Annotated in this window: 14 protein-coding genes; 13 read left to right on the plus strand and 1 reads right to left on the minus strand. The window is 44.5% G+C overall.

Features of this window, described 5'->3' with window-relative positions:
* The first annotated feature begins 77 nt into the window (after positions 1-77).
* The 9 genes from R7040_RS17715 to R7040_RS17755 all read left to right on the plus strand — a co-directional run bounded on the left by R7040_RS17715 (position 78) and on the right by R7040_RS17755 (position 9341).
* On the plus strand, positions 78-254 hold the full coding sequence (locus tag R7040_RS17715) for a hypothetical protein (RefSeq protein ID WP_020480909.1): 177 nt from the start codon (positions 78-80) through the stop codon (positions 252-254).
* A gap of 271 nt (positions 255-525) precedes the next feature.
* Complete coding sequence (locus tag R7040_RS17720; protein WP_025767283.1) at positions 526-1122, plus strand: GTP cyclohydrolase II; 597 nt, start codon at positions 526-528, stop codon at positions 1120-1122.
* Positions 1123-1296: 174 nt separating this feature from the next.
* A complete protein-coding gene (locus tag R7040_RS17725) occupies positions 1297-2559 on the plus strand; it encodes an imelysin family protein (RefSeq protein ID WP_005376847.1) in 1263 nt (420 codons plus the stop codon).
* 92 nt (positions 2560-2651) lie between these two features.
* On the plus strand, positions 2652-4034 hold the full coding sequence (locus R7040_RS17730; RefSeq protein WP_005376848.1) for a di-heme oxidoredictase family protein: 1383 nt from the start codon (positions 2652-2654) through the stop codon (positions 4032-4034).
* A gap of 10 nt (positions 4035-4044) precedes the next feature.
* Positions 4045-5082 carry an imelysin family protein gene (locus tag R7040_RS17735; protein WP_054866138.1) on the plus strand — a complete coding sequence of 346 codons (1038 nt, stop codon included), beginning with the start codon at positions 4045-4047 and terminating at the stop codon, positions 5080-5082.
* On the plus strand, positions 5063-6145 hold the full coding sequence (locus R7040_RS17740; RefSeq protein WP_213963906.1) for a DUF1513 domain-containing protein: 1083 nt from the start codon (positions 5063-5065) through the stop codon (positions 6143-6145). The genes R7040_RS17735 and R7040_RS17740 overlap by 20 nt, the downstream gene beginning before the upstream one ends.
* Before the next feature lie 153 nt (positions 6146-6298).
* Positions 6299-7840 carry a L,D-transpeptidase family protein gene (locus tag R7040_RS17745; protein WP_005376852.1) on the plus strand — a complete coding sequence of 514 codons (1542 nt, stop codon included), beginning with the start codon at positions 6299-6301 and terminating at the stop codon, positions 7838-7840.
* 166 nt (positions 7841-8006) lie between these two features.
* On the plus strand, positions 8007-8555 hold the full coding sequence (locus tag R7040_RS17750; protein WP_025998732.1) for a DUF882 domain-containing protein: 549 nt from the start codon (positions 8007-8009) through the stop codon (positions 8553-8555).
* A 129-nt stretch (positions 8556-8684) separates the two neighbouring features.
* Complete coding sequence (locus R7040_RS17755) at positions 8685-9341, plus strand: MBL fold metallo-hydrolase (protein ID WP_005376855.1); 657 nt, start codon at positions 8685-8687, stop codon at positions 9339-9341.
* 18 nt (positions 9342-9359) lie between these two features.
* Here R7040_RS17755 and R7040_RS17760 read toward each other — a convergent pair whose 3' ends face one another.
* Positions 9360-10025 (minus strand): DUF2982 domain-containing protein, encoded by a 666-nt coding sequence (locus R7040_RS17760; protein WP_005376857.1) that lies wholly within the window; start codon positions 10023-10025, stop codon positions 9360-9362.
* Between the two features lie 273 nt (positions 10026-10298).
* Here R7040_RS17760 and R7040_RS17765 point away from each other — a divergent pair, with 273 nt between their 5' ends.
* The 4 genes from R7040_RS17765 (at position 10299) to R7040_RS17780 (ending at position 14163) form a co-directional block, all read left to right on the plus strand.
* Positions 10299-10703 carry a MarR family transcriptional regulator gene (locus tag R7040_RS17765; protein WP_318096918.1) on the plus strand — a complete coding sequence of 135 codons (405 nt, stop codon included), beginning with the start codon at positions 10299-10301 and terminating at the stop codon, positions 10701-10703.
* 414 nt (positions 10704-11117) lie between these two features.
* On the plus strand, positions 11118-12209 hold the full coding sequence (locus R7040_RS17770) for a TRAP transporter substrate-binding protein (protein ID WP_017636112.1): 1092 nt from the start codon (positions 11118-11120) through the stop codon (positions 12207-12209).
* Positions 12210-12324: 115 nt separating this feature from the next.
* Positions 12325-12864 carry a TRAP transporter small permease subunit gene (locus R7040_RS17775; RefSeq protein WP_258469851.1) on the plus strand — a complete coding sequence of 180 codons (540 nt, stop codon included), beginning with the start codon at positions 12325-12327 and terminating at the stop codon, positions 12862-12864.
* Positions 12865-12876: 12 nt separating this feature from the next.
* Entirely contained in the window at positions 12877-14163 is a 1287-nt protein-coding gene (locus tag R7040_RS17780) for a TRAP transporter large permease (protein WP_005376871.1), read from the plus strand.
* The last annotated feature ends 11 nt before the right edge of the window (positions 14164-14174 follow it).

The following is a 14174-nucleotide window of genomic DNA, read 5'->3' on the forward strand; positions in this document are numbered from 1 at the left end:
TTTATGAAGTTTCCAGTATAAAGAAAATAAAAATTTTGAGCTGGATAAGTAATAAAAGAACGAAATAGGTGCACGCAGTGGATTCAGTTATATTACAACTTAAAAAAGACTTCTATTCGCAGATTCGTGCATTGCAATCACCGAACCTGCCTCAAGTTACTTCAACGCTCGCCGTGTTGACCGACGAGGAAATCCAAGAACTCGAAGCAGTTTGGATTGAACTCGCCGTTTGGAAGCGCAGTCAGACCCATTAAAAGATAGACCAAACGACCTTCTTGAAACCCCAGACAAAATTTGTCTGGGGTTTTTTATTGTAGTTTTTTTAAATTGTTATAATATAACAATTGTTCAGTTGGAGAGTGTTTCTCTTTTGCTGTCTTGAGTGGATAACTGCCCTCAATTGTGATCTCTATATTGCAAAATGCGGTATCAGTCCCCATAGTTGAAGAGCAACGAGTAAATCCCATGAATGCAATAACGAAAACGCATCAAGCGCATCAAGCAATAAATCGAGTGAGTATAGATATGGCGGAAGTACGTGCCAGAGTAGATTTTAAAGTCGGGGCAAAAAGTAACATTGATGCCGAAATTCTGTCTTTCCATGGTCTGAAGACAGACAAAGAGCATGTTGCTATTATCTTTAAACAAGCGGACCAAACTCAGGACATGCCTTTAGTTCGTATGCACTCTGAGTGTTTGACAGGCGATGTGTTTCACTCTTCACGCTGTGACTGTGGTGAGCAACTAGAAGAGACGATCAATCGCATGGGCGAGTCCGGTGGTATCATCTTGTATCTCCGTCAGGAAGGTCGTGGTATTGGTTTGTACAATAAGATCGATGCATACCGCTTACAAAGCCAAGGCATGAACACGTACGAAGCTAACAACCATTTGGGCTTTGATGATGACCTGCGTGATTTCACAGAAGCAGCACAAATGCTAGAAGCTTTAGGCGTGAATAAGATCCGCCTCGTGACGAACAACCCTAAGAAAATTCGTGAGTTATCTGAGTACGGAATTGAAATTGGCGAGGTTGTCAATACCTCTGCACATATCAAAGATGGCAACGAAAATTATCTGAAGGCAAAAGTCTCTCACGGAAAACATGACCTAAAGGTTTAATCCTAAAGATAAAACTGACAATAAAGCCTGTGAAAAACCTCATTTTTATGAGGTTTTTTTGTATCTGGAGTTGCAAATAAATTGTAAATTTGTATTATCTCGAGACTAAAGTGCAAATAAGAATAATTAGCACTACCAATACGATAATTGAAAAGCTCAACAAGGATGCTTCAGATGAATGCAAAAAAAGTTTTAGTCCAATCTATTGCTGCATCACTCCTCATTGCCAGTGGTTCTACCGTTGCTGCCACAGTAACTAAACAACAAGTAGTCGAACATTACGCAGACGTTGCCCATGCTGTGTTTGCTGATTCAGTAACAACAGCGAAAGCGCTTGACGTAAAAATCGACGAATTTCTACAATCACCATCAGCGAAAAAGCTTGAAGAAGTAAAACAAGCTTGGCTCGATTCTCGCGTTCCTTACCAACAGTCTGAAGTTTTCCGTTTTGGTAACGCGATTGTTGACGATTGGGAAGGTCAGTTAAACGCATGGCCACTTGATGAAGGTCTGATCGACTACGTAGCGGCTGATTACCAATACGAATTGGGTAACGAAGGCGCGGCTGCAAACATCATCGCAAACACTAGCTTACAGATTGGTGCTTCTAAACTGGACGTTTCAAAGATTACGCCAGAATTACTAGCAGATTTAAACGAAGTAGGTGGTTCTGAGGCAAACGTTGCGTCAGGTTACCACGCGATTGAATTCTTGCTTTGGGGTCAAGACCTAAACGGCACTAACGCAGGCGCAGGTCAACGCGCTTACACTGATTTCGTTGTGGGTTCTGAGTGTACGAATGGCCATTGTGATCGTCGTGGAGAGTACCTAAAAGCAGCCGCTGATCTACTGGTTCAAGACCTTGAGTGGATGGAAAAGCAGTGGTCTGCTGAAGTAAAAGGTAACTACCGTGAAGAGCTACTGAACGACTCAGCGGACAATGGTCTTCGTAAGATGCTATTCGGCATGGGTTCTCTTTCTCTAGGTGAGCTAGCGGGCGAGCGCATGAAGGTGGCACTAGAAGCGAACTCAACTGAAGACGAGCACGATTGTTTCTCAGACAACACGCACAACTCTCACTACTACAATGAGCAAGGCATCTACAACGTTTACACAGGTACATACAAAGGTGTAAACGGCAAAGAGCTATCTGGTCCAAGTATCGCTGACCTTGTTGCTCAAAAAGACAAGAAAGCAGCGACCGAAATTCAAAAGCAGTTTGATACAACACGTAGCCAAGTTGGTGAGCTAGTGACTTCTGCAGAGAAGAACAACCAGCACTTTGACCAACTTATTGCAGCGGGTAACGCACAAGGCAACGCGCTAGTAAACGACACCATCATGTCGTTGGTAGCACAAACCGGTGCGATTGAGCGCGCGGCAAGCATTGTCGGCATCGACAGCCTAAGCCCTGATACTGCTGACCACGAGTTTTAATAAGAAAACCATAATAAATAAGGGCTCTTTGTGAGCCCTTTTGACGTTTGAGCTCGTTGTTATCACCCTTGTTGTCTATGTAGAGCAATGATATGAAGCCATACCTAATTTCTGCGCTAGCCGCGATCCTTTCTTCTTCTGCCATGGCTTATGATGTTAAGTCTGGTGGCAAAACCAGTGTTAAAAAAGACGGCGCGAATGCCTATTCTCTTCCTGCTGCTAACTTGCCAATGAGCAAACGCCTCGATTTTAGCGTCGGTAACAGCTTTTTCCGCAACCCTTGGGTACAAGCGCCAGCGTCAACAGACGCTCGTGATGGCTTAGGCCCGCTTTTTAACACCAATGGTTGTCAGAATTGTCACATCAAAGACGGTCGTGGTCATCCGCCAGAGAAAGATGATTTACATGCAGTGTCTATGTTAGTGCGCTTAAGCATTCCTGCGATGACGCCAGAACAAAAGAAAGCTTACATCAAAGATGGCGGCATACCTGAGCCGACTTATGGTGGCCAGCTTCAAGATTTCGCCCTGCAAGATCAAACGCCAGAAGGCAAAATCGAAATCACTTACACCGATGTCCCAGTGAAATTTAAAGACGGTACGACGGTGACGCTAAGAAAACCTCATTTGAACATTACCGATCTGGGTTACGGCGATATGCACCCTGATACCGAGTTCTCAGCACGCGTGGCACCGCCAATGATCGGCCTTGGTTTGTTAGAGAGTATTCCCGACGAAACGCTACTTGCTTGGGCTGATGAACAAGATGCCGACAAAGACGGTATCTCAGGCAAAGTCAATAAGGTGTGGGATATTGAGAAGGACGACTTCTCGATTGGTCGTTTTGGCTGGAAAGCAGGACAACCGACGCTAATGCAGCAAAATGCAGCAGCATTTAATGGTGATGTGGGTCTTACGAGCCATTTATTCCCAAATGAAAACTGTACCTCGAAACAAAGCATTTGTGACGACATGCCAAATGGCGGCAAACCAGAGGTGAGTGAAAATATTCTCGACTTCGTAGAGTTTTACAGCCAACACTTAGCCGTACCTATTCGCCGTAACGTCAATGATCCTAACGTGAAACTTGGTCAGCAAATCTTTGCTGCGTCTGGCTGTGAAAGCTGCCACAAGACCAGTGTTAAAACGGCGAAACGACCAGAGTTACCAGCGCTTTCTGAGCAGCTTATCCACCCATACACAGACATGCTTTTGCATGACATGGGTAAAGGCTTAGCCGATAACCGTCCGGAATACTTAGCAAACGGCCGTGAATGGCGAACGGCACCGCTATGGGGCATTGGTTATACCGAAGAAGTAAACGGACACACTTACTTTCTACATGATGGCCGCGCTCGTAACCTGATGGAAGCGGTGTTGTGGCACGGCGGCGAAGCTGAAACGGCGAAACAAAATGTTTTAGCTCTGAACAAAAAAGAACGTGATGCTCTCATTGCGTTTCTGAACTCTCTATAAGGAAGCAACCATGAAAAAAACACTGTTAGTGAGTGCGATTGCCGCAACGTTAAGTTTGGTTGGTTGCCAATCGACCATCGGTTCGAGCTCAGCCAAGCCTGAGAGTACAAGTCATATTTCTCAAAGCGTGTACGAGGTTGAGTTTCAATCAGCTCAGACGTTTTTAGCGCAAACCACAGAACTTGAACAGCGCTTCGCGGATTACTGCGCATCAGAGTCGAAAGATGATGCACAAGTAAAACAGCAATGGCATCAAACGATGCTTGCGTGGATGGCATTACAAGGTCAAGAACGTGGCCCTGCTACGGCGTTGGAGCAAAGCTGGAATGTTCAGTTTTGGCCAGATAAAAAGAATACCACTGGTCGTAAAATGTCTGTACTGACGAAATCTGATCAAGCTTGGAGTGCAGAAGATATCTCCACCCAAAGTGTCACCGTGCAAGGTTTAGGTGCATTGGAATGGCTGCTTTACGATAAAGCGTCGACCTTATCTAGCAACGGCAATACTTGTGTGACAGGCGTAGCGATTGCAGAAAACCTCGATAACAAAGCGCAGATCATCGCGGATTCTTGGGCAGAGAACCCTTGGAAATCGCTAGAGATGACGGAATGGGAGTCTGAGTACATTTCACTGCTCTCGAATCAGCTTGAATACAGCATGAAGAAGTTGAGCCGACCGCTAGCGAAGATTGGTAAGCCTCGCCCGTATTTCTCAGAATCGTGGCGTTCAGAGACCTCGCTTTCAAACTTAAAAGCCAACCTTCAAGGGATGGAAGCGTTGTACTTTGCTAACGGGAATGGTCTAGATGCGCTACTTAGAGAGCAAGGCCATGCAGATCTCGCAGACCGTGTCGTTCATCAGTTTGAAATGGCGTTAGAAACTTGGCCAGAGGATAAGAGCTTGTTTGCTGCACTACAAACAAAAGAAGGCTATCGCATGGTGCTCGCTCAATACAATAAGCTAGAGCAATTGAAGTACCTGATTCACGAAGAAGTGGCGATCGAGCTTGGCGTAGTTATAGGATTTAATGCAACCGATGGTGACTGATCAAACCCGCCGAACCTTGCTGAAAGCCGCTCTATTCGGGGCGGCTACACCTATGATGCCATTTGGTTGTTCTTCAACAAGCTCACGTGAGCCTGCGTTGATCGGCTGCTCTATCATTGGCCGAGACAAATTCGCAGCGGTGGTGGCGGATGAGCATGGTATGCCGCTATCTTCATTGCCGATTCCTGAACGTGGTCATGGTGTAGCAACGAACCAACAAGGCCACGCCGTAGTCTTTGGTCGACGACCTGGTACTTTCTTCATGGTATTTGATTTTCGCTCAGGGCAGATGATCAAACTGCAACTAGCAAAGTCAAATCGTCATTTCTATGGGCATGGCGTTTACTCCCATGACGGCACATTACTATTTGCCACAGAAGGTGAGAGGGGGACAAGCCGTGGGATCATTGGTGTTTATGATGTACAGAAGCAATATCAAAAGGTCGATGAGTTAACGGGTTTTGGTCTTGGTCCTCATGAAGTGATCATGATGCCTGATGGTGTATTGGCGATTGGCGTCGGTGGCGTACACACTAACGGTCGTGAACCTCTCAATCTTGATAGCATGAAACCCAGCCTGAGTTACCTTTCACAGAAGGGTGAGCTACTGGATCAAGTGTCTTTACCGGATCATAAGTTGAGTATTCGCCACTTAGCTCATGATGGTGCGGAAACCGTGCTTTGTGGTCAGCAATATCGTGGTGAGCCGGACGAGTATCCAGCCTTGATCGCCATGCACACGCGTGGTGGTGAAATGCAAGATCTTCAAGCTGAGCCTGAAGAGTGGGCGCGTTTCAATCACTACGTTGCGAGTATTGCAGCAACCGATGAATGGATCTTAGCCACTTCGCCTCCGGGCAGTTGCTATGGTATATGGTCTAAATCTATGGGCAAATTGGTCGAGTTAAGTGCGTTACCAGACGCCTCTGGTGTTGTGGTCTATGGCGATGAGTTCCGAGTCAGCTCTGGGGCGGGAAAAGTGGTAGAGCAAAGGCCTGAAGAGTCAAAAAGTACCTTCGCAAGCGGTGTGCAATGGGATAACCATTGGTCGAGAATTATCTAGAAAGATCATTGAGTAATTACTTATAGAGAGTTTTGTTGTCGTTTTCGGCATCAGATTCTTAATTTTAAACCTGCAAGCTGTGAGATATTTGCCATACTTTTTATTATGGCAAGTAGCGCAAGGATCATTTCAGTGTTTGCTAGGGTTTTAATCATGACGGCACTTCTGGTGCCGTTTTGCAGCTTTTCCACCGTCGTTTCTCTCGAAGCTTCAGCGCAAGTCGAGCAAGAGGGAGCGGTACAAAAGCTGTCTGTAGAAAAAATGATCCATTATCCAGAGGTGATTGATCAACTGTATCAAAGCACCAATTACCGTTTGAACTGGGAAAATGAAAGTGATATTGAGCAGTTTCTTTTTCAAGTAAACCTGGTTGCACTTGCGGATGTCACCGATGAATTCGAAAATCAACTTCACCGGATAAACCAAGTAAGGTGGCAGGGAGATAATCTCGACTTCGATTTAGTGATGACAGATTCACTCTTGATGTACCTTAGTTATCTTGAGCAACTCCCCGAAGAAGGGATTAATTGGCTATTTACAGACAAAGCCCATGTTACGTTACCCGCTCCTAGCATCGATACTTTATCGGTTCTGAGTAATGAGATTACGGTTGGCAAACTTGGTCAGTTTTTGGCAAGTCTCCGGTCTCCATTACAAACAGATGATGCTTTCTACTCCGCCTATTCTTCGCTATCGGAACATTCTCAGTACCAATATCCTGCCTATCAACAAACTGGGCTAGCACGTGTTGGCGATATATTAGAAAACAGACCCCTATTGATTGAGCGAATGGAGATCGTAGGCGTAGATGTTTCTTACTTGGATTTAGTCACTGAAGAATATGACGAACAATTAGAGCTTGCGATAAAAGAGTTCCAGCGTATTCATGGTTTGAAAGAAGATGGCGTTATCGGCCCGAATACCATTCGATGGATCAACTTTTCTCCTCAAGAGCGATTGCATCTGCTGGCGTTGAATTCTGAGCGTTCAAGAATTTGGTCGAAAGAAAGGGATAATGTTGTCTTTGTTAACGTGCCTGGATACGAAGTCACGTATTGGCATGACGGTCAACCCTTGTTTGAGTCTAAAGTCGTGGTAGGGAGAGCATCAAGAAAAACGCCCATCATGTCGGTAGCACTGGATTCAGTTATTCTCAACCCAACTTGGAACGTGCCTTGGACTATCATGGTTAAAGACATTATTCCTAAAGTAAAACGTAATCCGATGTATTTGATTAACCATAACATTCAAATCATTCGGTCTTGGACTTCGAACGAAATTATTGACCCTACAACCATCAATTGGGCAACGGTGAATCCGAGAACATTTCCTTATCGTATGCGACAGGCGTCGGGCTTACAAAATGCACTGGGATTGTACAAGTTCAATATGCCTAACCCACAAGCTATTTATTTGCATGACACGCCAAGTAAGAACTTGTTTGAACAGGACAGACGCGCATTCAGCTCAGGATGTGTTCGTGTAGAACATGCAGACCAGTTAGCAGAACTTCTGTTCAAAACTCAGGGGTTGGAAGAACGTTTAGCGAAAAAGCGAGAAAGTTCTCGTCGGTCTAACACGTCAGTTCCTTTGGGAGAGCGCATTCAAGTACACATCATTTATCAAACAGCATGGTTGGAAGAGGGAACGCTTTACTACCGTGATGATATCTATAAGTACGATCACCGCAGTTGAAATCTTTAAGGAAAATTTACAAAACGAAGAATTCTCTTTTCGTTCAATAATTAATCAATAATTACTGCATCTGAAAATCAAGATGGAGCATTTTATGCATTTGACGTGACAAATGTGTTTGGTTAATGTCCACGACTTGTCTAGTTGTTGAGCACTGTATTTTGAAATGGTAAGTCGTAACTTTTCCCGCCGAGATTTCCTTAAAATGACCGCTGGTGGTGTGGTGTTGGTGTCTGCCCTGCCATCATTTTCTTGGGCTTCACTCCCTGACGAGCCACGTGCGCTGGCGATGAACAATCTTAATACTGGAGAGATCCTCGAAACATGCTATTTCGATGGAAAACGATACATTAATGATGAACTTCAAAGGCTGAATGAGTTTTGTCGAGACCATCGACGGAATGAGGTTCATCCGATGGATCGACGCTTGTTCGATCAAATAAGCCAAATTCAAAAGTTAATTGGTACAGAAGCAGAGGTGATCGTCATTTCAGGTTACCGTTCTCCTGCCACTAACGCCTCGCTGCGCAACGGGTCTTCTCGTGTAGCGAAAAAGAGCATGCACATGGAAGGAAAGGCCATTGATTTTCGTTTAGACGGCGTGAAGCTTTCAACGGTTCGTGATGCTGCATTAAGCCTAAAAGCCGGTGGCGTGGGTTATTATCCAGGTAGTAACTTTGTTCATATCGATACGGGAGCTGTTCGTTCCTGGTAGTGCTAGTTGAGACAAGGTTTCTAGTCTCAGAACGTCGTCGATTACCCACAGTTCAAAGCTTGAAGTCGCTAGGCCTTAGTGTCATAGTTGCGGCAGTTTTCATGCAAATTTATTCGGTATAGGTTATCTATGGCTCTGAAATACCAAGTTGTTCCAGTAACATCTTTCTCTCAAAACTGTTCTATTGTCTGGTGTGACGAAACCATGAAAGGTATTGTGGTTGACCCAGGCGGCGATGAAAAGCAGCTCGCTATGCTTATCAAAGAGCTGGGTGTTGACGTGGTAAACCTAGTGCTAACACACGGCCACTTGGACCACGTAGGTGGCACGGAGCCGCTGTCTGCACTGCTTGGCGGTACAGAGATTGTTGGTCCTCACAAGGCAGATAACTTCTGGTTGCAAGGTTTGGAAGGTCAGAGCCAAATGTTTGGTTTCCCGCTGACAGAAGCGTTTGAACCGCACCAATGGCTAAATGAGGGTGACACTGTCACTTTCGGTAATCAAGTGCTGAACGTATTCCACACACCTGGTCATACACCTGGTCACGTTGTGCTTTACAGTGAAGAAGCGCGTTTAGCGTTTGTGGGTGACGTTTTGTTTAACGGTAGCATTGGTCGAACTGACTTCCCACAAGGTGATTTCAATACGTTGATTAGCTCTATCAAAGAGAAATTGTGGCCTTTAGGCAATGATGTCACGTTTGTCCCTGGTCACGGCCCTCAATCGACTTTCGGTCATGAGCGTAAAACTAACCCGTTCGTTGCTGACGAGATGCCGCTTTACTAAAAGTGCGTGTACTAAGCATTATTCTGGCTCGGCGGCAGCTAAGTATCGCCGAGTCAGTCCCACAAAATCCTCAGCCTCACGATCTAGATCACTTGCTGATATAAATAGATCGTAGCCGTAGAAACCTCTCTGATACTTCATCCGGTTGGCGAGCATCGCTAACAAACCTTTGTACTCAATCCCATCTCTGTTTATATACGGTTTAGGGTCAAGCACCATATCCTCAAACTTATCTTCACACTGATTTTGTTTCGCGCCTAAGTAAAGCAGTGCTCGCTGGCTGAGGAGAATTTCTGTCGCTATACGAGGGCAGATTGAATTTAAGTAGGGTGAGTAGTGTTTTAGACGAATACCGATCCAAGGTAGCGGTTGGTGCCACCCTTCCTGTTGGTAGCTACAAATACCGATTGACTCAATATTTCGCCATCGGACGACCCAACCTCCTTTAAAAAGGTGTTGCTGAAAGTGAGAAGCTGTCAGCGTAAAAGTGACTTGGCTTTTCTTAATCATCAAGATGGCGAAACCAACGATTGCAGACATCAAAATGACCGACAACATGGCTTGCTTCCATCCCGGAGAAATGGCAACCAAAAACAAAGTGATGAGTGCAACGAGCAACAAAAGTATTCTGTTGATAGGGGAGTCGGGTTTGAAATGTGAATTTGTTAGGTGCAGCGTTTCCATGCTTATAACCTCATCGAATACTTGTCCAAAAATAAGTGGGTAGCTTTATGTGCATTGATTTGCATTTAAAATAAAACAAACCTCTGTTTTTATACCCAGTATTCAATAAATCCGTTCATAAAATATCTGATTAAATAGTAGACGTTCTATGCTTTGAGCGCATTTTTCATCGCGTTTCGCCGCTAAAACCTACAAATTGCTTGTGAATTTTGGTATAAAACGCGCTTCAAATTTTCATCCCTGCTGAGATGCAGTGAACTGGAGAAATATTCAATGAGACTTGCTCATAAGCGTAAAGTGCAGATGAAACTGCAAAAACGCATTAAAGCGACAGTAGCAAACTTAGCTGCAGCACCTAAAGCAGTGAAGCCTGTTGCGGAAAAAGCAGTAGCACTTTCTGTTGCTGAAAAAGCTGTTGCGGAGAAAGTAGTAGCTGATAAAAAAGTAGCTGCAGTGAAAACAGTTGATGTTGCCCTTACTCCTAAGCAACAACAAGTATTAGACATCGTTATGGCGAATGCTGAAGGTATTAACCCTAAAGGCATCGGTCTAGCTGCAGGTCAAGAAGATACTAAAGCGGCATCATGGGCTACTGGCGCACTAAAGAAGCTTCTTGAAGAAAACCTAGTTCAAAAAGAGCAGTTAGCAGGTAACAAAGTTATCTACAAAGCAGTTTAATTACCGCTACCGTTCTGGATTGAATACCTCGGCCGATGCCGAGGTATTTTTTTATCTTGGTATTGGAAATAATGCATTAAGTACTGACTTTAACACTACCAATAAGTGGTTTGTCACATTTTCTTAAATACTATGTAAATTTTTTGGCAGAAAAATACGTACGTATTGTCTTTTATTTTTATTCATAGATAAAAATATAATTTATTGATTTTGCTATTAACAGTCTTTTGTCATGACGATTGTCCTACGTACTTGTACGTAATACCTTAGGCTAATGCCTTATTGATGAATTACTCGCTTCCGTGTTCATGCCCATTTCGCATTAGACAACATTGTTACATCTTTTATACCGAATACAGCCAATCCTAATGAAATGGATGACAACAATAACCTTGGTGATAAAGGACGTGAACGATGAGTCTAATCCAAAAATCTTTAAAACGAGTGCTCAAAACAACCGCTGTCGCTGCCGCGATGGCACTTGCAGCGACTTCTGTAAACGCTGCTGAAAAAGTCTATCGTTTAAAGCTTGCTGAAACTTGGGGGCCTAATTTCCCAATTTTTGGTGATACCACAAAAAACATGGCCAAAATGGCGGAAGAGATGTCCAACGGACGTTTGCAAATCCGCATTGATTCCGCAAACAAGCATAAAGCGCCTTTTGGGGTGTTTGATATGGTTAAGTCGGGTCAGTATGACATGGGTCACTCAGCGTCTTATTACTGGAAGGGTAAGGTTCCAAACACACTTTACTTCACTTCTATGCCCTTCGGTATGTTGCCAACTGAGCAGTATGCATGGTTTTACTACGGCGGTGGTATGGAGCTGATGGAAAAAGTGTACTCTCCACATAACTTGATGTCTTTCCCTGGCGGTAATACCGATACTCAGATGGGCGGGTGGTTCCAAAAAGAGATCAAGTCCGTCGAGGACTTACAGGGTTTGAAAATGCGTATCCCAGGGTTTGCTGGTGAGATTTTGGCTGAGTTAGGTGCCAAGCCAACGAATATCGCCCCTGGTGAGCTATATACTTCTCTAGAGCGTCGCACAATTGATGCCTTGGAATGGGTTGGTCCATCGCTGGATCTACGTATGGGCTTCCACAAAATCGCGCCTTACTACTACACAGGTTGGCATGAGCCAGCGACTGAGCTTCAGTTCCTCGTTAACAAGCGTACCTGGAATCGTTTACCTGATGATCTAAAAGCGATTTTGCAAGTAGCCATGAAAACGGCCGCTTACGATATGTACACGCAATCGAAACACGAAAGCGGCAAAAACTGGGCATCTATTAAGTCTGAATACCCAAATGTTGAAGTAAAAGATTTCCCACCTGAAGTAGTAGCTGCGTTGCGAGAAGCAAACGATCGTTTGTTGAAAGAACATGCAGAAAAAGATGCTTTGGCGAAAGAGATTCAAGAGTCGCAAGCGAACTATATGAATCAAGTTCGACCATGGTCAGATATTTCGCACCGAGCGTACTTAAACAGTCAAGCTCAACAATAACGTTATGAAGCAGGCGATGCCGAGAGGTTTAGCCTGCTATCGAAGCCCAAGAAAACTTCATAATGAATGCTCCGCACCATAGCGGAGCGCATCTAAACGTTCCACGGAGTTCGGAATGAGAAGTCTTATTTATATTGAGCGATTATTTAACCGCTTTAGCGATTTCCTCGGATGGTTATCCAGCATCCTGTTTATTTTGTTGTTAGCAAACGTTGTGTACGACGTTGTCATGCGTTACGTGTTTAATGATGTGTCTATCGCATTCCAAGAAATAGAATGGCATCTATTCTCTGCCGTGTTCTTGCTTGGTGTGCCTTACGCAATTAAGTCCGGTGGCCATGTTCGCGTCGACATTTTTTATGAACGCTTATCTTACAAAGCACAATCCATCATCGACATCATAGGCACACTATTTTTCTTATTCCCTTTTTGCCTACTGGTAGCTTGGTTTGGTGTTGATTTCGCTAAGGAAAGTTACGCGTTAGGCGAGACGTCTGGTGACCCAGGTGGCTTACCATATCGTTGGATTATCAAAGCGATGATTCCGCTGTCATTTTTCTTTATGGCGGTGAGTGGTATTGGATTGTTACTTCATTCAATCAACAAAATTGTCAACCCTCATCTCATCTATGCCGGTAATAACGGTAAGTCGTAAAAGGAAGTCATTATGATCGGTATAGTGATGTTTTTTGTTGCGCTCTTTGCGCTTCTATTGGGATTTCCCGTTGCCTTTACTTTTGGTGGTATCGCGCTGATTTTTGGTGTTTGGGCTGAAGGCATCGAGATGTTTGCTTTTATGCCATATCGAATTCAGTCCATTATGGAAAATACGGTGCTAATGGCCGTACCGCTGTTCGTTTTTATGGGGCTAGTGCTACAGAAAACGAAGCTTGCTGAACAGCTACTAGAATCAATGGGGCGTTTGTTCGGTGGCGTTCGCGGTGGTATCGCTATTTCTACCGTGTTAGTTGGCGCATTGCTTGCGGCTTCAACGGGTGTGGTAGGCGCATCAGTTGTTGCGATGGGCTTAATATCTCTTCCTGTGATGCTCAAGTACAATTACGACAAAGGTTTAGCGTGTGGGACTATTTGTGCGTCTGGCACGTTGGGCCAAATTATCCCACCTTCTATCGTGTTGATCTTGTTGGGTGATGTACTTGGCGTACCGGTAGGGGACCTATTTCAAGCTGCGATCTGGCCCGGTATTACACTTGTTGGCGCCTATGTGATCTATATTCTCATCTACGCGAAGTTGAACCCTCAAGCCGCACAGGCGATAGAGCGCGATGAGTCGATCAGTCGTAAACAAGAAGTGCTCACCGCACTGAAAGCTGTATTGCCACCTTTAGCATTGATCATCGTGGTATTGGGCTCCATCTTTGCAGGGATTGCAACACCAACAGAGTCAGCGGCACTGGGCGGTGCAGGTGCGATAATTTTATCACTATTGTATAAACAGTTTAGTTGGTCGATGATTTATGATGCATCAAAAGAGACAGTTAAAGTAACCGCAATGGTCTTTGCGATCTTACTTGGTGCGACCGCCTTTTCAATGGCATTTACCTACACTGGTGGTGATTATTTAGTTGAAGAGTGGATGTTAGAACTGCCGGGTGAAAAGTGGGGATTCCTTATTATTACCATGGTGGTGATTCTGATTTTAGGTTTCTTTATCGACTTCGTTGAAATCTGTTTTATCATCGTGCCAATTATTGCGCCAGTCGCTGAATTGATGGGCATTAATATGACGTGGTTTGCGATTCTTATTGCGATGAACTTACAGACGTCGTTCCTCACACCGCCATTTGGCTTTAGTTTGTTCTATCTAAAAGGTGTCGCTCCAGCAGGGGTTACTACGCGAGATATCTACAAAGGTGTGATGCCATTCATCGCGATTCAGATTGTTGTGTTGGCGTCTTTGCTGTTTTTCCCAGGTTTTTACGGTATGAGTTAATCACTCGATAA

It is taken from the genome of Vibrio sp. 1069 (genome assembly GCF_033340555.1).